Annotated in this window: 22 protein-coding genes; 16 read left to right on the top strand and 6 right to left on the bottom strand. The window is 54.1% G+C overall.

The features are described 5' to 3' along the window. The 3 genes from MRBBS_RS13650 (at position 1) to MRBBS_RS13640 (ending at position 3156) form a co-directional block, all read left to right on the top strand. Positions 1–1527 (top strand): tripartite tricarboxylate transporter permease, encoded by a 1527-nt coding sequence (locus MRBBS_RS13650; protein ID WP_041635301.1) that lies wholly within the window; start codon positions 1–3, stop codon positions 1525–1527. Between the two features lie 118 nt (positions 1528–1645). After that, complete coding sequence (locus MRBBS_RS13645) at positions 1646–2470, top strand: sulfite exporter TauE/SafE family protein (protein WP_041635640.1); 825 nt, start codon at positions 1646–1648, stop codon at positions 2468–2470. Between the two features lie 56 nt (positions 2471–2526). Then, positions 2527–3156: a LysE family translocator gene (locus MRBBS_RS13640; protein ID WP_014872123.1), complete on the top strand. Its 630-nt coding sequence runs from the start codon at positions 2527–2529 to the stop codon at positions 3154–3156. A gap of 37 nt (positions 3157–3193) precedes the next feature. Here MRBBS_RS13640 and MRBBS_RS13635 read toward each other — a convergent pair whose 3' ends face one another. Both MRBBS_RS13635 and MRBBS_RS13630 read right to left on the bottom strand, forming a co-directional pair. Beyond that, the gene (locus MRBBS_RS13635; protein ID WP_014872122.1) at positions 3194–3892 is read right to left on the bottom strand and encodes a lytic transglycosylase domain-containing protein; all 699 of its coding nucleotides are present in this window, start codon (positions 3890–3892) and stop codon (positions 3194–3196) included. A gap of 36 nt (positions 3893–3928) precedes the next feature. Further along, a complete protein-coding gene (locus MRBBS_RS13630) occupies positions 3929–4636 on the bottom strand; it encodes a pseudouridine synthase (protein ID WP_014872121.1) in 708 nt (235 codons plus the stop codon). A gap of 68 nt (positions 4637–4704) precedes the next feature. Between MRBBS_RS13630 and MRBBS_RS13625 the strand changes: the two genes are divergently transcribed. Both MRBBS_RS13625 and rarD read left to right on the top strand, forming a co-directional pair. Beyond that, positions 4705–4944 (top strand): TIGR02647 family protein, encoded by a 240-nt coding sequence (locus MRBBS_RS13625; protein WP_014872120.1) that lies wholly within the window; start codon positions 4705–4707, stop codon positions 4942–4944. A 105-nt stretch (positions 4945–5049) separates the two neighbouring features. After that, positions 5050–5931 carry an EamA family transporter RarD gene (rarD, locus tag MRBBS_RS13620; protein WP_014872119.1) on the top strand — a complete coding sequence of 294 codons (882 nt, stop codon included), beginning with the start codon at positions 5050–5052 and terminating at the stop codon, positions 5929–5931. Positions 5932–6398: 467 nt separating this feature from the next. Here rarD and MRBBS_RS13615 read toward each other — a convergent pair whose 3' ends face one another. Continuing rightward, positions 6399–6593: a hypothetical protein gene (locus MRBBS_RS13615; protein ID WP_014872117.1), complete on the bottom strand. Its 195-nt coding sequence runs from the start codon at positions 6591–6593 to the stop codon at positions 6399–6401. Positions 6594–6729: 136 nt separating this feature from the next. Here MRBBS_RS13615 and MRBBS_RS13610 point away from each other — a divergent pair, with 136 nt between their 5' ends. Together MRBBS_RS13610 and MRBBS_RS13605 are read left to right on the top strand one after the other, a co-directional pair. Continuing rightward, positions 6730–7629, top strand: a complete 900-nt coding sequence (locus tag MRBBS_RS13610; protein WP_014872116.1) for a LysR family transcriptional regulator — start codon at positions 6730–6732, stop codon at positions 7627–7629. A gap of 129 nt (positions 7630–7758) precedes the next feature. Further along, positions 7759–8622, top strand: a complete 864-nt coding sequence (locus MRBBS_RS13605) for a DUF2059 domain-containing protein (RefSeq protein ID WP_014872115.1) — start codon at positions 7759–7761, stop codon at positions 8620–8622. Between the two features lie 69 nt (positions 8623–8691). On the opposite strand, the gene MRBBS_RS13600 is transcribed toward MRBBS_RS13605, so the two are convergent. Next, a complete protein-coding gene (locus MRBBS_RS13600) occupies positions 8692–8970 on the bottom strand; it encodes a peptidylprolyl isomerase (RefSeq protein ID WP_014872114.1) in 279 nt (92 codons plus the stop codon). A 206-nt stretch (positions 8971–9176) separates the two neighbouring features. Between MRBBS_RS13600 and MRBBS_RS13595 the strand changes: the two genes are divergently transcribed. From MRBBS_RS13595 to MRBBS_RS13580, 4 genes are all read left to right on the top strand, one after another. Beyond that, the gene (locus MRBBS_RS13595) at positions 9177–10763 is read left to right on the top strand and encodes an ABC-F family ATPase (protein WP_041635639.1); all 1587 of its coding nucleotides are present in this window, start codon (positions 9177–9179) and stop codon (positions 10761–10763) included. 42 nt (positions 10764–10805) lie between these two features. Beyond that, positions 10806–11357: a DUF1415 domain-containing protein gene (locus MRBBS_RS13590; protein WP_014872111.1), complete on the top strand. Its 552-nt coding sequence runs from the start codon at positions 10806–10808 to the stop codon at positions 11355–11357. 11 nt (positions 11358–11368) lie between these two features. Beyond that, on the top strand, positions 11369–12271 hold the full coding sequence (locus tag MRBBS_RS13585; protein ID WP_014872110.1) for an NAD-dependent protein deacetylase: 903 nt from the start codon (positions 11369–11371) through the stop codon (positions 12269–12271). Between the two features lie 104 nt (positions 12272–12375). Continuing rightward, positions 12376–12591, top strand: coding sequence for a dodecin (locus MRBBS_RS13580; RefSeq protein ID WP_014872109.1), 216 nt, complete (start codon positions 12376–12378; stop codon positions 12589–12591). Positions 12592–12643: 52 nt separating this feature from the next. Here the strand turns inward: MRBBS_RS13580 and MRBBS_RS13575 are convergent, their stop codons facing one another. Together MRBBS_RS13575 and MRBBS_RS13570 are read right to left on the bottom strand one after the other, a co-directional pair. After that, positions 12644–13864 (bottom strand): GNAT family N-acetyltransferase, encoded by a 1221-nt coding sequence (locus tag MRBBS_RS13575; protein ID WP_014872108.1) that lies wholly within the window; start codon positions 13862–13864, stop codon positions 12644–12646. Between the two features lie 81 nt (positions 13865–13945). Further along, positions 13946–14281 (bottom strand): hypothetical protein, encoded by a 336-nt coding sequence (locus MRBBS_RS13570; protein WP_014872107.1) that lies wholly within the window; start codon positions 14279–14281, stop codon positions 13946–13948. 207 nt (positions 14282–14488) lie between these two features. Here MRBBS_RS13570 and MRBBS_RS13565 point away from each other — a divergent pair, with 207 nt between their 5' ends. The 5 genes from MRBBS_RS13565 to MRBBS_RS13545 all read left to right on the top strand — a co-directional run bounded on the left by MRBBS_RS13565 (position 14489) and on the right by MRBBS_RS13545 (position 18199). Beyond that, complete coding sequence (locus tag MRBBS_RS13565; protein WP_014872106.1) at positions 14489–15175, top strand: response regulator transcription factor; 687 nt, start codon at positions 14489–14491, stop codon at positions 15173–15175. Then, entirely contained in the window at positions 15172–16557 is a 1386-nt protein-coding gene (locus MRBBS_RS13560; RefSeq protein WP_014872105.1) for a sensor histidine kinase, read from the top strand. The genes MRBBS_RS13565 and MRBBS_RS13560 overlap by 4 nt, the downstream gene beginning before the upstream one ends. 92 nt (positions 16558–16649) lie before the next feature. Next, positions 16650–17255, top strand: coding sequence for a YigZ family protein (locus tag MRBBS_RS13555; protein WP_014872104.1), 606 nt, complete (start codon positions 16650–16652; stop codon positions 17253–17255). 59 nt (positions 17256–17314) lie between these two features. Further along, entirely contained in the window at positions 17315–17842 is a 528-nt protein-coding gene (locus tag MRBBS_RS13550) for a DUF4136 domain-containing protein (protein WP_014872103.1), read from the top strand. Beyond that, positions 17843–18199, top strand: a complete 357-nt coding sequence (locus MRBBS_RS13545) for a translation initiation factor Sui1 (protein WP_041635300.1) — start codon at positions 17843–17845, stop codon at positions 18197–18199. Positions 18200–18263 lie beyond the last annotated feature (64 nt).

Raw genomic sequence — 18263 nt, 5'->3', positions numbered from 1 at the left:
ATGGAAACTATTGGCTTTCTGATGGACGGGTTTGCGGTGGCGCTAACGCCGTACAACCTGATGTTTGCATTGTTTGGCGCCTTTGTCGGCACCCTGATTGGTTGCTTGCCAGGCCTGGGCCCGGCTAACGGCGTTGCCATTCTTATTCCGCTGGCCTTCACCCTGGGGCTGCCACCGGAAACGGCGATGATTCTGCTGACCTCGGTTTATGCCGGTGCTATGTACGGCGGGCGAATTTCGTCCATCCTGCTAAACATACCGGGCGACGAGCCAGCCATGATGACCTGTCTGGACGGTTATCCCATGGCGCAACAAGGCCGTGCGGCAGACGCTTTGGCCATTTCAGCGATTGCGTCCTTCGCGGGGAGTCTGATCGGCACGATAGGGCTGATCATATTGGCACCGGTGCTGGCGCGATTCGCACTGACCTTCGGGCCGGTGGAATACTTCGCTCTTTTTTTGCTGGCGTTCGCCACTCTTGGCGGCATAACCGGCAAAAATCCGATGAAAACGGTGATTGCTGCAGCGCTTGGCATCATGATTTCCACCGTGGGTATCGACATATCCACTGGCACCCAGCGTTATACCGCCGGTGTGTTGGAGCTGTTTGAAGGTATCGACTTCATATTGGCGATTGTTGGGCTGTTCGCCATATCTGAGCTGTTGTTTTTTGTTGAAGCACGAATGGGCAAAGGCCGCAGCAAAGTGAAGGTGGGGAAACTGACGCTGAGCTTCAAAGAAATTGTGTCGACTATTCCCACCCAACTGCGCGGTGGTGTGCTGGGTTTTATTGCTGGTGTGTTGCCGGGGGCGGGTGCGTCTTTGGGTAGCTTTATCAGCTACACCCTTGAAAAGTCGGTGATCGGCAAAAAAGGTCGCTTTGGCGAAGGTGACATTCGCGGTGTTGTGGCGCCAGAAGCGGGCAACAACGGTGCGGCATCGGGCGCTTTGGTACCCATGTTGACCTTAGGGGTACCGGGTAGTGGCACCACGGCGGTGTTGCTGGCCATGCTGATTTCCCTGAATATCACGCCGGGGCCGTTAATGTTTACGCAGAACGCCGACATTGTGTGGGGAGTGATCGCAGCGCTGTTGATTGGCAACGTATTGCTGCTGATACTGAACATTCCGATGATTGGCGTGTTTGTTCGGTTGCTGTCGGTACCGCCTATGTATCTGCTGCCGATCGTTACCATGGTAGCGTTTGTGGGTATTTACTCCATTAGCCACAGCACCTTTGATTTGTACTTCATGATTGTGTTTGGAGTTGGCGGGTTTATTCTGCGCAAACTGGAAATTCCCATGGTTCCCATTATTCTAGGCCTGCTGTTGGGGCCAGAAATGGAAAAGAACTTGGGTCACGCGTTGATATTGTCTGACGGAGACTGGATGACACTCTGGTCTAGCCCTTTGGCCATTGGTTTGTGGCTGGTTGCTGGTTTGGGCCTGGTGCTGCCAACGCTGGTCGGGCCAATATTACGCCGGCGCATGCGTTCTTCCATCAAGGAGGGCCCAGTGAGCGATTAAACGCTCTGGTAAGCCGCCACGGCGGATAAATTACGTAGGTTGCACCGGGCCTTGCCCGGTGTTTTTTATTGAAAAACCGTTACACTCGAACGAATTTGTTCCTACCGCTCAGGACGTTATGTCAGATCTTTCTCTAATTCAGTACGGTTTGATTGCGCTAATCTTCATTTGGAGCGGTTTTGTACGCTCCGGATTGGGCTTCGGTGGGGCTGTATTGTCGTTGCCGTTTTTGCTGCTGGTAAAAGACGCCCCACTGGTTTTTTTGCCGATCATAGCCGTTCAACTGCTGGTGTTTTCATCACTCACCATTTGGATGAACAACCGCCGCAGTCAAAGCTATAAGGGAGATAAAAGCGACCAGACATTAACCGGCTTTGGGCCGGGTGCAGTTGTAACAGCGCGGGAAAGCACGGTGGATTGGCCGTACCTGTGGCGTATGCTTCGCATTATGCTGGTGCCCAAACTGATTGGCGTGTTTGGGCTGTTTACGCTGCCAGCGAATGTGCTTAGCTCCATCATATTTGTGATTGTTGCGATTTATTCGGTGTCTTATATCCTCAACCGGCCTTTTCGCAGCAACAGCAAAGCGGTGGACGTGGGTTTGCTGATGGCCGGTGGTTACATCAGCGGTACCTCGCTGATCGGCGCACCGTTGATTATTGCGGTAGCGGCGCAGCATCTGCCCCGGGAAAAGCTGCGTGACACCTTGTTTGGTCTCTGGTTCATTCTAGTGCTGATCAAACTGGCTGCGTTTATCTGGGTTGGGCTGGATCTGCAGCTGATTCACCATCTGTGGCTGTTGCCCTGCGCTGCCATCGGACATGTGATAGGGCTGCGCTTTCACGACCGTATTTTGAAAGCCGAAACGCCTGTGTTTTTCCGTCTGCTGGGCATTGTGCTGTTCATCGTTAGCAGTGTGGGCATTGTCAGCGTGTTGCTGTAGCGGCGTTATGCCGGGAAATTTATGTGCAGCGTCGCTGCAAACGTTTGAGGATGGTTATGTCGGTTTTGAATTTGGCGTTGTTGTCGGTGTTTCTGCCCACCTTTTTTGTGGTGTCTATCACCCCCGGCATGTGCATGACCCTGGCGTTGTCGCTGGGCATTACTGTGGGTGTGCGCCGGGCGTTGTGGATGATGATCGGCGAACTGCTGGGCGTTGGTATTGTGGCCATTGCGTCTGCTGTAGGCGTGGCTACATTTATGCTGGGTTATCCCACGGTGTTTGAAGTTGCCAAAGTCGCGGGCGGTGCCTATTTGATATGGTTGGGCGTACAACTGTGGCGTTCCCGCGGCAAAATGGCGATGCCGGAAGAAGGCGCGATATTGCCGAGCAGCACCCGCTGGCAGTTGGCTATGCAGGGTTTTATAACCGCTATTGCCAACCCTAAAGGCTGGGCGTTTCTGGTGGTTTTGCTGCCGCCGTTTATAGACAGCTCACTGCCAATGGCACCGCAGCTTACGGCCCTGATACTGATTATTCTGAGCATGGAATTTTTGTGCTTGTTGCTGTATGCCAATGGCGGCCGTACCTTGCGCCGGGCTCTGCGCAGTGGTGATAAAGTACGGCTGGCCAATCGAATTTCAGGCAGCCTGATGATGCTGGTGGGTGTTTGGCTGGCTTTTGGGTGAAGGGGCTATGGGCTTGGCGGGTTTTGGACAAAGCGCGTTAAAGCGCGGCGTAACGGCGGTACAGAATACCCACTCGTTTTACGTAAGCCCGAGTTTCTGCGTAGGGCGGAATGCCATTGTGGCGGCTAACGGCTCCGGGGCCGGCGTTGTAGGCTGCGGTGGCCAGCTTGGTGTCGCCCCGAAAGCGAGCCAGCATTTGCGCCAGATAATTTGCACCACCGCGAATGTTGTCTTCGGCAACCATGGCGTTGACCACCCCCAGCTCGTTTGCAGTGGCGGGCATTAGCTGCATAAGCCCCTGTGCCCCTTTGGGTGACAGAGCCTTGGGATTAAATGCCGACTCGGCGTGAATAACGGCGCGAACGAGGGCGGGATCTACATTGAACTCTTTGGCCGCCGTCTCGATCTGTTCATTGTAGCGGGATGCAAACAGCGGCGTGGTGTCCCAATTCACCGTAGACGAGGGATCACAGGCAAAGCAGTGAAAGCGAATCACTGAAAACTTGGCGTTCGCCGGGCGTTCGCCGCTGTAGGACACCACGCCGTATTTGTCTTGATAACGGTACACCGTGGCTGCGCCATCCGAAGCCAGCGGGCTGTCGTTTTTTACATTGGAAAACTCCACGCTGCCGTCGCTGTGTACAATACGTTTGATGGTGTCGCCACAGGTCGCGCTGCTGGCAAATGCCAGAAAAAGTGCGAGAAGCGGAGAGCAAAACGTGTGAGCGTATTTCATGGCTATGGAGTATATCGCTTCAACAAGGGTTATTCCTCAAGTGTAATACCGATTCAGCCCTTCAATCTCTGAACCCGTCAGCATTCTGAAGTGACCTTCGGCTAAATCGCTGTTTAATTGCAAGTGGCCAATTTGTTCCCGGTGTAGCGCATTGACCCGATTGCCTACGGCGTGGAACATGCGCTTTACCTGGTGATAACGGCCTTCATAAATAGTCAGCCTTGCCAGTGTTGGTTCCAGCAATTCAAGAATTGCGGGGGCTGTGGTGAGCTGCTCGTATTCGAACCAGATACCCTCAGCAAAGCGCAGCGGCGTGTCTGGCCCAATCGGGTAGGCGGTTGTTACCCGATAAACCTTGGCAATGCCCATGCCGGGCAGCGTTAATTGCCGTGACCAGGTGCCGTTGTTGGTCAGTATCATCAGGCCGGTAGTGGCGCGATCCAGCCGGCCGGCAATGTGCAGGCACTGGCTTAAAGCAGGAGGCAACAATTGCAGAACCGTAGGGTGCGTATCATCTTCGGTAGCGCTAAGATAACCTGCGGGTTTGTGCAGCATAATATAGTGGGCGCGATGGCCCTGCTGTATGGTTTGTCCGTTGACGCTGACAGCCGCAAATTCGTCCACATCGGCGTCTGCCCTACGGCAACTCAGGTCGTTAACGTGCACTTGGCCGGTAGCAATCAACCAATTCGCTTGTTTGCGGCTTATATCGGGTTGGTTGCTAACAATACGGGAAAGTTTCATGGCGCTCATGGTATAGACTGTAACAACCGGCGCGAAGCCGGACATCTGACATTATACGAGGAAATTACATGGCATTCTCTGCAGATCACCTGGCTGAGCTGAATCTTTTAACCCAGTTCGATTCTTCGTCCGCCCAGGAAGGTATCAAAGTACATCGCAATGAGGCCGACCCAGAGCTGGTTTCGGCGGCAGAGCGCTTGTTCAGTAAAGGTCTGATTACCCGCGACGACGGCGGCTACCTGACCGCATTGGGTAGCGAAGCGATCGAGCAGGCGCAAATGTTGCTCGCGATACTGAGCAGCAAATAATCCGTTAATCTCTGATTTTACTGATCATAGATCCTGCACTTCGGGCTGCGCCACGGGCGCAGGGCCCGACGTTTCTTTATCGCCTGTTTCACAGCGGAGAGCTCAGTGCCCGAACAGACCAAAGGCGTTTGGTATGGCGTGTGCGCCTACACTATTTGGGGTTCATTCCCGCTATTTTTTGCGCTGTTTCAGGGCGTGCCGGCGCTTGAGATTCTGGTGCATCGAATTATCTGGTCCTGTGTGTTTCTGGCCATCCTGATTTCCGGGTTAAGGCGCTGGCAACCTGTAAAAGACGCTTTTGCCAGTCCGCGACAACTTTGGCGGGTGTTGGGCTGCGCGCTGCTTATCGCGCTTAACTGGGGCGTGTACATATACGCCGTTGAAACCCGCCACGTGTTGCAGGCTAGCCTGGGCTATTTTCTGACGCCGCTGGTGAATGTAGCCTTAGGCATGGTGGTGTTGCGCGAACAGATGGGGCGTTGGCAGATGGCAGCGGTCGCTATTGCGGGCTTTGGCATCGTGCTCCAGTTACTGATGCTGGGCGAGCTACCCTGGATTAGCTTGGTGTTGGCATTCAGTTTTGGCGTGTATGGGCTTCTGCGCAAGCAGATTCAACTAGACGGTTTGTCCGGTTTATTTGTGGAAACCCTTCTGCTACTGCCCTTGGGCTTAATGACCTTTGGCTGGCTGGCGACATCGGGCGCTTCGAACTTTACCCGGGATTTGCCCACGGGCAGCTTGTTGATGGCCAGCGGCGTGTTGACGGCCATTCCCCTGCTGCTATTCGCCGGCGCCGCGCGACGCCTGAGGTTAGCGACTGTTGGCTTTCTGATGTACATAAACCCGACGTTGCAGTTCGTAATCGCCCTGTTGGTTTTCAACGAGCCTTTAAGCCCTATTCAGTTAACAAGTTTTATGGTGATCTGGCTGGCGCTGATTGTGTACAGTATTTCCTCGTGGCAGGGCAGGGTGCGAAAGGCGGTATGAGCCTGCACTTACAAAATCGTGACGCCCATAGGGCGGCTCTTGGCTCACCCAGCGCTGCCTGTGCGTTATTTGCCATCCCCGCTTCGTAAGGCAAATGCTGAACGAGCTTCAGTTGCGTATTCAGTTTGGCACTGACTTGATTAGGGCGGAGCGGCAACACTGGTTCAATGTGGGCTTAAAAGCCCATAAATCCAAAATAGCTGGACAGGAAAAACGCGGTTGAGCCAATCATTATGAAGGCCCAGGCGGCCGTGGTGTAAGACGCTCTGCGTGAAAGTCTCATGGCAATTTCTTCCTTTTATTATAGTTGGTTCGAGTTATGCGCTTCGTCAGTCACTATAGACTATGGCACGCGACTGGGTCTCATGGGTGCTTTTTTTCAATTGGGTTTTCGATTAATAAATTCCATCCACAAAAAACGCCGGGAGCTTAGCGCTTGCCGGCGTTTTTTTGATTTTCAGGTTGGCTTAGTGGCCGCCCTGCACCTGGCCGATGTCGTTAGCCACAGCCACCGCTCTTTTGTTCCAGGAGCGAAATTTGCGTACGATCAACTGAACCATGAGACGGCTGGCTTCACGCGTGTACTGGCTCCGGACAGCGCCACTGTTGTGGAGGATAGATGACGGCAGCTGGTGAACGGTTGCGGCTGGTTTGGTGACCATAATGCTTTCCTCCTTAAAGAAATTTCTCAACAGTGGGTTTCGGGTGTTTGCCGAATATATAGTTAACTATATAGATCCATATTCGCAGTATAAATACGTTATAATCCCTATCCACGTTGCAAATATGCAGTGATTTATGGATTGGGATTATCTACGATACGTACGCGCTTTGGCAATAGGTGGAACGCTCGCCAAAGCCGGAGAAATACTGGGTGTGCACCAAACCACGGTGTTGCGTCGGCTTGACCATATGGAGGAGGCCCTGGCAGTTCGGTTTTTCGAGCGCAGCCGCGAAGGTTTGAAGCTGACGGCTGCCGGTGAAATGGCTTTTCACGAGGCTGAAAAACTGGCGGCGGAAATAGAAAACCTGGAGCGCAAACTGCGCCAGGAAACAACTGCGCTTGAGGGCAAGATACGCATCGCCACCCCGGACACGCTGATGACTGAGCTGTTAGCGCCGATTCTGGCGAGCTTGCTTATAAAGTACCCAGACATCGAACTGGAAGTTCTGACCGACAACGACGTCAGCAATTTAAGCCATCGCGAAGCCGATTTGACCCTGCGCTCGGAAAACAAACCCCAGGCGACATGGGAGGGTGAGCGCATTGCGGCGATGGAATACGCTGTGTATGCCACCCCGGGATACTGTCGCCGTAACCGCGGTTTCGATCTTGACCAGCGGCCGGAACAGCTGCGCTGGATTATCCCCGATGAAACTTTCAGCCTGCTGGCTACCGGGCGCTGGTATCGTCGCCACCTGAAACATGCAACCTCGGTAATTCGTTGTAATAGCTTGCAGGCAATGGTGGCGCTGGCCCGCAGTGGCGCGGGGGTGGCTGTATTGCCCTGCTATCTGGGTGAAGACGCCCGTGAATTGCGGCGCCTGTCGGAGCCGCTGGAAGGTGAAAGTGTGGATTTATGGCTACACGTGAATCAGGACACCCAGCAAATGGCTCGGGTGCGGCTGGTAATGGCTTTTCTGGTATCCCGCTTACGAGCTCTTGAGGCTAGCCTGGAGTTCAGCACCACGTATTAATGCTCGTTGCGGTGTGCCGCACGGCGATTAACCCTACCAAACTGTCATCCGCTCGCGCAGGGATTTACTTGCCGCGTGGGCGCTGGTCGTGTCATAAACAGCCCACATTATCTTTGGATGGCGGCATGTATGAAGGGCGGTAACAAAATTTGTGTTTTTCTGATGTCTGCGGCACTGCTGGGTAGCCCTGTCTTTACTGTTGCGGCAACGTCACCCGCTGCAAAACAGCAGCAGACGGTGGACGCCAGGCAGGTGCTCAGAGCCTCGCCAATGGACGACATTATTGCTCAGTACCCCGCCATGATGAGCCAGGGCATACGCGATGGCCTTAAGCAGACGGGGCAGGTTCCGCCGATGGTCGCCGATGCGGTTGGGTATGTGGTTAGCAACAGTTTTAATCCGCAGAAAATAGAGCAGCAGGTGGCAGGCCGCCTGCAGGCTGAGTTGAGTAATGGGCAGTTGCAAGCCGTGGCTGACTGGTACAACACGCCCGTCGCGCAGAAAATCTCAAGAGCCGAAGTAGCCGCGTCAGCACCGGCGGTGTGGCCGCAAATTAGCGCGCAGGCTGACCAGCTGGCCCAAAGATTCGGTAATACCGATCGTGCCAAGAGTTTTGTGCGTTTTAACCGCGCTTCGCGCGCAACTCAAAGCGCTGTCGATACCACCATTGCGGTGCAGCTTGGATTAGCGTCTACCATGGCAGCGTTCAGCAGTGATTCGGTGAACTTCGAAACTCTTCAAAAGCGTATAGAAAGCCAGCGTCCGGTTTTGAAAGGGGTTGTGGAGCAACAGGTGTTTAACAGTTACCTGTATGCCTACCAGGATATCAGTGGTGCGGAAATGGAGCAGTATCTACGCTTTCTGGAAAGCGATGCTGGCGCGGCTTTTACCCGCGTGGTATCCAGTGGCGTGAAGCAAGCGGTTATTGAGCCGGTAGAGAGCATTGGCGAGCAGCTGGGCCAGTTTTTAGTACCCCAGGCCACTACGAAATAGTCGTTATGTTGGAGCGTCGTTTTGTACTAAACGCCCGGCGAGCCATGAGCGATTCGCCGGGCGAGAAAATCAGCCGCGGCTGGTCACTTCTAGCAGGTGATAGCCGAACTGGGTTTTTACCGGGCCCTGCACGGTGTTCAGGTCAGCGCTAAAAACCACGGTGTCGAATTCTGGAACCATCTGGCCGGGGCCGAAGGAGCCCAGGTCGCCGCCGTTGCGGCCAGACGGACAAGATGAGTGCTTCTTGGCGACTTCGGCAAAATCCTGCCCGCCTTCGATGTCTTTTTTCAGTTCTTCACACTTTGTTTCGGTGTCCACCAGAATGTGACGCGCTGTTGCTTGTGCCATGTTTTGCTTCCTCAAATGATTTTGTGTGTTTAAAGATGACGGGCGAATGCTGCCCGCCATGGCGGCCTCTGGCAAGAGCTTTTTGTCAGTGTTAATGCTGGCTGACCATTTTGTGCGCAATCCTGTACAATACGTCGTCTATTTTCAGCCACTCCGGATTCACTGGTGAATTGCCGGAACCGGCCTTACGTCTACAGGTTGCTGCCTTGATCGCTACTGCTAACATTACGATGCAATTCGGGGCCAAGCCCCTGTTCGAAAACGTCTCAGCCAAATTTGGTAACGGCAATCGCTATGGTCTGATTGGTGCCAACGGTTGTGGAAAGTCGACGCTGATGAAAATCATGGGTGGCGATCTGGAGCCGTCCTCCGGGCATATTATGCTCGATCCTAATATTCGCCTGGGTAAGTTACACCAGGACCAGTTCGCCTACGAGAACTCCACGGTGATTGACACCGTGATCATGGGTCACGAAGAATTGTGGACGGTGAAGAAAGAGCGCGACCGTATTTATTCGCTGCCAGAGATGACCGAAGACGATGGCATGGCCGTGGCGGATCTGGAAGTGCAATTTGCCGAGATGGATGGTTATACCTCGGAATCCCGCGCGGGTGAGTTATTGCTGGGCCTGGACATTCCTCTGAACCAGCACGATGGCCCGATGAGTGCGCTGGCGCCCGGCTGGAAGCTTCGGGTTTTGCTGGCCCAAGCACTGTTTTCAAATCCGGATGTGTTGTTGCTGGATGAGCCCACTAACCACTTGGACATTAACACCATCCGTTGGCTGGAAAGCATTCTGGTGGCGCGCAACAGCACCATGATTATTATTTCGCACGATCGCCACTTCCTGAACAGCGTGTGCACCCACATGGCGGATCTGGATTACGGTGAGTTGCGCTTGTTCCCGGGTAACTACGATGAGTACATGACCGCTGCCACCCAGGCCCGCGAGCGCATGCTGTCAGAAAACGCCAAGAAAAAGACCCAAATTGCCGAGCTTCAGCAATTTGTTAGTCGTTTTTCAGCCAACGCCTCTAAAGCCAAACAAGCCACTTCGCGGGCGCGCCAGATCGACAAGATTCAACTGGATGATGTGAAACCGTCCAGCCGTGTCAGCCCGTTTATCCGTTTTGAATCGGGTAAGAAGATTCACCGCCAAGCGTTAACGCTGAAGGAACTGACCAAGGGTTTTACCGACATCCCGCTGTTCAAAAAACTCAATCTGCAAATTGAAGCCGGTGAACGGGTTGCGATCATTGGACCCAATGGCGTTGGAAAAACCACGTTTTTACAGTGTCTGACAGGGGCTTACCAGCCGGATAGCGGTGAGGTGAAGTGGACTGACAGCGCTCAGGTTGGCTATTTTGCCCAGGACCATACGTCAGATTTCGCGCAGGACATGAACCTGAACGACTGGATGGCACGCTGGACCACCGGCGGTGAGCAAGTGATTCGCGGCACATTGGGTCGCATGCTGTTTTCCAGCGACGACATCGAAAAATCTGTTCACGTGTTGTCAGGAGGGGAGCAGGGCCGAATGCTGTTTGGCAAACTGATTTTGCAACAGCCCAACGTGATGCTGCTGGACGAACCTACCAACCACATGGACATGGAGTCGATTGAAGCGCTAAACCTGGCTCTTGAAAACTACGAAGGCACGCTTATTTTTGTGAGCCACGACCGGGAGTTTGTATCGTCCCTGGCGACCCGTATTATTGAGCTCGACGCTAGCGGAGTCATCGATTTCAGCGGCAGCTACGACGAATACCTGCGAAGCCGCGGTTACGTATGAGTAAGGGCAACTAATGCACTTGGTTATGCAAGAGGATAGGGTGTGAACCAGTCAGACATTATTAGCGCTACCCGTAACTGGGTGGACACAGTCGTCGTTGGGTTAAACTTTTGTCCGTTCGCCAAGCGCGAACTCGCTAAAGGCAGCGTGCGTTTTACGGTGTGTGAAGCGACAAACGAAGAGTTCCTGCTGCAGTATCTGCAGCAGGAACTCCAGCGCCTGGATAACGAGCCAGATCTGGAAGCCACGCTGCTGATTCATCCCTACGCACTGGGCGACTTCATCCGGTACAACGAGTTTCTGGAGGAAGTCAACGGTCTGTTGGCGGTTATGGAACTGGAAGGTGTTTACCAGGTTGCCAGTTTTCACCCGCACTATCAGTTCGCTGGCACCGGGCCGGATGATGCCGAGAACTACACCAATCGATCGCCCTACCCGATGCTGCATCTGCTGCGCGAAGCCAGCCTGGAAGTGGCCATTGAGCACTATCCGAACGTAGATGACATTCCAGACCGTAATATTGAACTCACGCGAAAACTGGGTGTCCAGAAAATGCGCGCCCTTCTGGCGAGTTGCCTGGAAAATCGTTCCTGATCGGAGTGTGCATGTCTGAAACCCGTCACCGTTCCCGCCCCTTTAGCTCTGATCAGCGGCTGCCAGATACTGATATAACGCCCAATGCGCATCAGCCCGAACAGGCTGGTGCCATGCTCGCCGACTATATTCACCGCCATCCCAGATTGTTGATTCTGACTGGCGCTGGTGTCAGCACCGATTCCGGTATTCCGGATTACCGCGATGGCGACGGCGCCTGGAAACGTAAGCAGCCGGTACAGCATCAGGCCTTTATGGGCAGCGTTCAAACCCGCCAACGTTACTGGGGCCGCAGCCTGATAGGCTGGCCGCTGATGCGCAACGCCTCACCGAATGCCTCTCACCATCATATTTCCCAACTTGAAATGCTCAATCACAGTGCGCTGGTGGTTACCCAGAATGTGGACAGGTTGCACCAAAAAGCAGGAACTCAGGCGGTAACCGATTTGCACGGCCGCGCTGATGAGGTGCTATGCATGAGCTGCGATTATCGATGTATGAGGGACGAGGTGCACCAGCGCTGTGCGATTCTTAATCCGCAATTCAGTGCGTTTACGGCAGACGTAGCGCCGGATGGTGATGCCGATTTAGACATCGATTTTGCAGACTTCCAGTTGGCAGACTGCCCGCTGTGCGGCGGTATTTTAAAGCCGGATGTGGTGTTCTTTGGCGATTACGTGCCTAAACAGCGGGTGTATGCCGCACTGGATGCGCTTAAAGCCAGCGATGGCCTACTGGTGATTGGCTCGTCACTGATGGTTTACTCCGGATTCCGCTTTTGCCGTTACGCTCATGAATGGGGTAAGCCCATTGCAACATTGAACCTGGGCCGAACCCGTGCGGAATCTCTGGCAATGCTCAGACTTAACGCCAGTATTTCGGACACCCTTGAGGTGTGTGTTAACCAGCTTTAGCCGCAAGCCGGGTAAAAAATCCGCTCTCGTGAAATTGCATTGTATGAAAGCCTGTTCTAGGCTCAAAGCACTTGTCAATTCATGAGGATAAGAGGGGTTCAATTTTGAGCAGCTCGCATGTTTACAAGAAAGTTGAAATTGTAGGGTCATCTCCCAACAGCATTGAGGAGGCTATTCAGAGCGCACTGGACGAATGTGGTAAAAGCGTGCGTAATATGGAGTGGTTTGAAGTGGTTGAAACCCGCGGCCACATTGTTGATGGCAAGGTGGGCCATTACCAAGTCAGTTTGAAAATTGGTTTTCGCATTGGTAAAGACTGATTTTGCACGCTGGTTCATGTTGAATGGCAAAATCAAAAAGGCGGCTGCGCAATCAGCCGCCTTTGTCGTTTTCAGTCTGGCGAAATGGCAGTAATGTTTTACTCTCTTCAAAATAGCGGCGAACTCCCTCGCGCTCTTCAGCGACGAAATTTGCAATGGCATCGCGAAAGCCCGGGTGCTCTATACTGTGCCACGAGTGGGTCAGTAACGGTTCAAAACCCCGCACCAGTTTGTGCTCACCCTGAGCACCGGCGTCAAAATGCTGCAGGCCAAGGTCTATGGCCAGTTCTATTCCCTGGTAATAGCAGGTTTCAAAGTGCAAATGATTGTACTCGTCCAGGCAACCCCAGTAGCGCCCGTAAAGGGTGTCAGTGCCGCTTAGGAACAGCGCGCTGGCGATCATTTCACCTTGTTTGAGAGCGATCACGATGTGTACATGCTCTGGCATCTGGCGGAACAAACGCTCGAAAAAGTCACGGTTCAGATAGGGCTGCTGGCCGCGCTTAAGATAAGTTGCCTGGTAGAACACGTAGAAACCATCAAGCACTCGGTCAGATATGTCTGAGCCGCTGACACGCTGAAACTCAATACCCTGATCGCTGACTTGTTTGCGTTCTTTGCGGATGGACTTGCGCTTGCGCGATGTTAACAGCGCCAGAAAGTTGTCAAAGGCTTCGTACCCGGCATTGTGCCAGTGAAACTGGCAGCCTAGCCGATGCAATTGCGAGCTGTCTGGTGTTTGCGGCTGGCAAAGCAGCGCTTGATCCGCGCTGTTGGGAAACAGCAAATGCCAGGAATGGGCGCCGAGTGCAGTGGTGGCTGTATCAAGCAGCTTATGAAGCGATGCGCTGTCCAGAATTTCGCGCAACTGCGGTGTTAACAGCAGCCGCGGCCCCTGTGACGGAGTAAAGGGAATGGCCATCAGCAACTTTGGATAATAAGGTTGGCCGTGACGCTGGTAGGCTTCGGCCCAGGCAAAATCGAACACGTATTCGCCACGGGAATTGTTTTTTAAGAATGCTGGAATAATGCCGGTAACCTGACCCTGCTGGTGGATCACCAGATGGCTGGGCTGCCAGCCCGTAGCCGCATTGGTGCAACCACTGTGCTCCAGTGCCTGAAGAAAATCGTATCGCGCAAAGGGGTAATCACTACCGGCCAAGCTCTGCCAGTCTGCAGCGTTAATATCGTCGATAGACCGGCAAATGTGGACCTTGCTTTGTGCCGGGCCGTCAAAGGTCAGGCTTAGTGGTTGGCTATCTGGCTGGTTCATGGACGTTCGATTTCCTGTAAGACGATGTACTCACTGCACATACCTTACGCCAGAACCACCCAGGCGATCACCCGTTGCGATTTATTTAGCCATCTTGTCGCAACGCTTTTGCTGTTTCTCCATTTTCTTTTGCATCTGTTGCTGACGCTCTTTTTGCATATCGTTCCAGGTTCCGCGCTGTTCATCTGTTAGCTTAAGACGGTCGGCCGTTTCGTTGCGGCGTTCCATCATTTTTTGCTGTTGTTGCGCCTGCCGGGCCTGTATGTCGGTGCTGGTCATTTGTTCACACTGTTCTTGCATCCGTTGATATTTGTTCGCGACTTTCTCGAAACCCTGGGCCATGGCAAGCGGAGCGGCGGACAGCAATGCGCAGGTTATCAAGGCAGCTGCGATGCGAACAGATTGGGGTGTTTTCATGGTGATTTCTCCGGTAACGGGTTTGCGATAAAGCCATTAAGGGTTAGTGGCTTCGTTTAGGTGACTCCATATTAATCACTGCAGTGTCAAGCGCTGTCAGCGTTGGGTAAAGGTTCTGTAAAGCCTTAGCGGCCAGCCAAATTGGGTGAGTGCGGGCATGGTAGACTTGCGCTAAGCCAGAGCAGTTCCAGACGGAGTGAAGACGGCATGCAAAATCGGGTGCTATTAATAGAAGATGACGAAGAGCTGCGCATGTTGCTGGCCCGTTACCTTGTTACCCAAGGCTTCACTGTGCGCGAAGCGGCCAACGGTCAAAACGGACTGGCACTGGCTCGAAGCGAATCCTGTGACATTGTAGTTCTGGATATTATGTTGCCTGATATCAACGGGCTCGACGTACTGCGACAGCTGCGTGTCAGTGCTCATCTGCCAGTGATTCTGCTGACCGCCCACGGTGATGAAACCGATCGCATTGTGGGCTTTGAAGTGGGTGCCGATGATTATATCGCCAAACCCTGCAACCCCCGTGAGCTGGTGGCACGTTTGCACGCATTGTTGCGCCGTATTGCGTGGGACCAGAAAGCGGAACCGAACGACAGTCGAAGCTACGGTGATTTGCGCCTTGAGCCCGACCACAGGCGGGTGCGCCAGAATGGCACTCCGCTGGACTTGACCGCTACCGAATACGAAGTTCTGCAGGTGCTTCTGGCTCACGCCGGCCGTGTGGTACGCAAAACCGATCTAATGCAGTGGGCGCTGGGCCGGCGTCTTGAAACTTACGATCGCACTCTGGATATGCACATTAGCAATCTGCGCAAGAAGCTCGGCAACGAAGAACCGCCGCGCATCGAAACCGTGCGCGGGCTTGGTTATAGCTACCGGGTAGTGCCATGAAACCAGTCCATAGCAAAAACAATAGCGGCGCCGATGAAACTGCCGAGCCGCAGCGACGTTTTACGGTGTCACTGTTTTGGCGCATTTTTTTGATGGTTTGGCTGGCCATGGCGTTAACGCTGGGAGCTGGACAGCTGGTGTCACGGTTGCTGGTGGCACAAGAACAGCAGGCGATGACGCGCCAGCTTGGGCTGTATGAACTAGGCCAGGAAGTGCTTGCGCTCAGCCAGAACGGCGGCGCTGATGCGGTCCGCCAGTTTTTGCGCCAGCAAGGCCGAACCCTGGGCCTGCACCTGATACTGGCCGCGCCTGAGGCTTCCGGCGAGCCCGGCCATAGTCGAAACCTGCCGGCCTCCGTTCATAAACGCATGGATTCGCATTGGTTTGCCTTGAAACCCGCAGTGATTGAACTGGCAGGGGATTATAAGTTGATTGCCTGGCCGCGCGGCAAAACCGCCGGCTGGTTGTCCCCTGGGTCTTTAAGATTCATTAACGCCGGCTTTGCGGTAGTGCTGATTTCCCTGGCCTGCTGGCTGATTGCCCGGCGCCTGTCTCAGCCGTTAAAAACCATGGAGGCCACCGCTCGCGCTATTGCCGCCGGCGACAAAAGCCTGCGGGTTGACCCCAAGGTTGCCTCACGCAGTGATGAGATTGGCGCTCTTGCCAACGCATTTAACGCCATGACGGCACAGCTGTGGGGTCTTCTTGATCGCCAGCAGCAATTATTACGGGATATTTCCCATGATTTGCGCACGCCACTGGCAAGGCAGCGGGTAGCCATTGAACTGGCTCTGGACGGCGGTGGCGATGGTGCATTGCTAAACAGCATACTGCGCCAGAACGAACGCCTGGAAGCCATGACCGAAGAGGTGTTGACTCTTTACCGGTTGGCCGCCCAGGGCGAGCAGTTTGCGTGCCAGCCAGTGGCTGTTATGGAGCTATTAAGCGCTGTGCTGCAAGACGCAGCAGGGTATGCCCGTGGACGGGATGTGAAATGCCGAATGAATGCGAGCGAGCAGGCAACTCACGTGCTGGTTCTGGGTGATACCGGGCTGTTGCGACGAGCCTTTGATAATATTCTGCAGAATGCTCTGGACCATACGCCACCAAGGCAAGCCTTGACGGTTGCGGCCACGGTTGCAGACAACCGGTTATGGATTGAATTCACCGACAGCGGCCCAGGTGCGCCAGACGAAGCACTGGCGCACCTGTTTGAGCCGTTCTACCGCAGCGACCAATCCCGTGGTGGCCAGGGATGGGGCCTGGGGCTGGCGATCGCACAAAAGGTAATTTTCGCCCACGATGGCGAGGTCTCCGCCGCCAACGCGGTTGCTGGAGGTCTGGTGGTAAGGGTCCAGTTACCAGTGTTTGTGGTCAGCTGAGCTTCTGAGAACCCGAATTGCGTCGTTGCAATGTCTCGATTTGGAACCACCAACCTCCAGAGCACCGTCAAGAGCAAAATAGGCAAAATCGAATGAAAAAAGACTACCCCGTCCCCGCCGGTTATCTGGAGCGTGTCACGGAAATTAAAAAGAGCCGGTTTATAGCCCGCGTGGCTCCGGTAAACAGTCGTGATGAGGTTCATCAATGGCTGGCAAAGGCGCAGGCAGATCATAATGATGCCCGCCATATCTGCTGGGCGTATCAGATTGGCCGCCCTGGCTCGGCAGCCGAAGCCGCCATGAACGACGACGGCGAGCCCTCTGGCACCGCTGGAAAACCGATACTCAGTGTTATTCAGCACAAAGACATGGGGGATGTACTGGTATTGGTCATTCGCTATTTTGGCGGCATAAAACTGGGCGCAGGCGGCCTGGTGCGGGCCTACGCAGGCGCTGCAGAAAGTGTACTGTCGGCGGTAGAACGGGTGGTGCATCAGCCCAGCCAGCTAGCCTTGGCGGTGATTGGTTTTGCCGATGAACAACCTCTGCGGCATTGGTGCGAACGGCACAACGCGACCATTACCGAGATCAATTATGGCCAGCAAGTGGCGGTATCTGTTGACGTGCCAGAACCTGCGACAGAGGATTTTTCTGGTTTTTGCAACTCCCGCGGACTGAATTTTCATTTCGATACCTGACCCGCTCGCCGGGCAGCGCGTATACTCTAATGAGCCGCCAATTTGAGGAGAACCCACTAATGCGCTTTGTAACCTGTGTAGTTGTCGCGCTGGCTCTGGCCGGTTGCGCAAGCAACGTGGTGACGGATTATAATCCAGCCACGGCTTTTGGTGATTACAACACTTGGGCCTACGCTGACAATGCCGGCTCCGATTCTTTCATGTCGCTCGACGGTAGCCGCGTAAAAAGCGCGCTGGAACGTGAGCTGGCAAGCAAGGCTATGAAGCCGGTAAGCGCTGCTGAGGCCGACGTGCTGGTAAATTGGCAGATTGCAAAGGAAGAGCGTCTTGAGCAAAGCGGTTTGGGCCTGGGGTTCGGGTTTGGTACCGGTAATTTTGGCTGGGGGCTGTCGGCACCACCTCCGGTGCGTGAAGTCAACGAAGGTAAACTGGTGATTGAACTGGCTGATGCGCAAAGCCGCCAGGTGATTTGGCGTGCAGCCAGCAGGCGTTACCTGAACGAAAACCAGTCACCAGAAACACGGCGCAAGCTGATCGACGAAGTGGTTCAGGAAATGTTCACCAAATATCCGCCCGGGCTGGACTGAATGAGTAAAAAGCACGACGGTGGACTGGTTTATTCCACCGATCAGGGTCGCATGTGCCCCCGGTGTCGTCATCCGCAGGAACGGTGCAGCTGCAGCCGGGAACAACGCCCGCTGGGTGATGGTGTCGTGCGGGTCAGTCGCGAAACCAAAGGCCGCAAAGGTAAGGGCGTTACTCTGATTAGCGGCATACCCTTGGCAGAAAAAGAGTTGAAAGCCTACACCAAAGAGCTGAAAGTCAAATGCGGCACCGGTGGCACTTTAAAAGACGGCATTGTTGAAATTCAGGGTGACCAACGAGATATTTTATTGCTATTGCTGATGCAAAAAGGCTGGGAGGTAAAACGTTCCGGTGGCTGACCCTGCTCATCAACAAACAGTCATTACTAAGCAGTAAGCAATAATCGACAATGAACAATGAACA

The sequence above is a fragment of the Marinobacter sp. BSs20148 genome, assembly GCF_000283275.1.
GTDB classification, from domain to species: Bacteria; Pseudomonadota; Gammaproteobacteria; order Pseudomonadales; family Oleiphilaceae; genus Marinobacter; species Marinobacter psychrophilus.
The sequence above is the reverse complement of the archived record's forward strand: the minus strand, read 5'-3'. Positions and strand labels throughout refer to the sequence as shown.

Excerpts from the sequence above, each read along its gene's own strand:
- MRBBS_RS13610 (WP_014872116.1), top strand. The coding sequence starts at position 6,730 with ATGGATTGGGATTATCTACGATACGTACGCGCTTTGGCAATAGGTGGA.
- MRBBS_RS13570 (WP_014872107.1), bottom strand. The coding sequence starts at position 14,281 with ATGAAAACACCCCAATCTGTTCGCATCGCAGCTGCCTTGATAACCTGC.
- MRBBS_RS13560 (WP_014872105.1), top strand. The coding sequence starts at position 15,172 with ATGAAACCAGTCCATAGCAAAAACAATAGCGGCGCCGATGAAACTGCC.
- MRBBS_RS13545 (WP_041635300.1), top strand. The coding sequence starts at position 17,843 with ATGAGTAAAAAGCACGACGGTGGACTGGTTTATTCCACCGATCAGGGT.
- MRBBS_RS13565 (WP_014872106.1), top strand. The coding sequence starts at position 14,489 with ATGCAAAATCGGGTGCTATTAATAGAAGATGACGAAGAGCTGCGCATG.
- MRBBS_RS13605 (WP_014872115.1), top strand. The coding sequence starts at position 7,759 with ATGAAGGGCGGTAACAAAATTTGTGTTTTTCTGATGTCTGCGGCACTG.
- MRBBS_RS13555 (WP_014872104.1), top strand. The coding sequence starts at position 16,650 with ATGAAAAAAGACTACCCCGTCCCCGCCGGTTATCTGGAGCGTGTCACG.
- MRBBS_RS13640 (WP_014872123.1), top strand. The coding sequence starts at position 2,527 with ATGTCGGTTTTGAATTTGGCGTTGTTGTCGGTGTTTCTGCCCACCTTT.
- MRBBS_RS13615 (WP_014872117.1), bottom strand. The coding sequence starts at position 6,593 with ATGGTCACCAAACCAGCCGCAACCGTTCACCAGCTGCCGTCATCTATC.
- MRBBS_RS13550 (WP_014872103.1), top strand. The coding sequence starts at position 17,315 with ATGCGCTTTGTAACCTGTGTAGTTGTCGCGCTGGCTCTGGCCGGTTGC.
- MRBBS_RS13600 (WP_014872114.1), bottom strand. The coding sequence starts at position 8,970 with ATGGCACAAGCAACAGCGCGTCACATTCTGGTGGACACCGAAACAAAG.
- MRBBS_RS13625 (WP_014872120.1), top strand. The coding sequence starts at position 4,705 with ATGGCATTCTCTGCAGATCACCTGGCTGAGCTGAATCTTTTAACCCAG.
- MRBBS_RS13585 (WP_014872110.1), top strand. The coding sequence starts at position 11,369 with ATGTCTGAAACCCGTCACCGTTCCCGCCCCTTTAGCTCTGATCAGCGG.
- MRBBS_RS13575 (WP_014872108.1), bottom strand. The coding sequence starts at position 13,864 with ATGAACCAGCCAGATAGCCAACCACTAAGCCTGACCTTTGACGGCCCG.
- MRBBS_RS13645 (WP_041635640.1), top strand. The coding sequence starts at position 1,646 with ATGTCAGATCTTTCTCTAATTCAGTACGGTTTGATTGCGCTAATCTTC.
- MRBBS_RS13650 (WP_041635301.1), top strand. The coding sequence starts at position 1 with ATGGAAACTATTGGCTTTCTGATGGACGGGTTTGCGGTGGCGCTAACG.
- MRBBS_RS13630 (WP_014872121.1), bottom strand. The coding sequence starts at position 4,636 with ATGAAACTTTCCCGTATTGTTAGCAACCAACCCGATATAAGCCGCAAA.
- MRBBS_RS13635 (WP_014872122.1), bottom strand. The coding sequence starts at position 3,892 with ATGAAATACGCTCACACGTTTTGCTCTCCGCTTCTCGCACTTTTTCTG.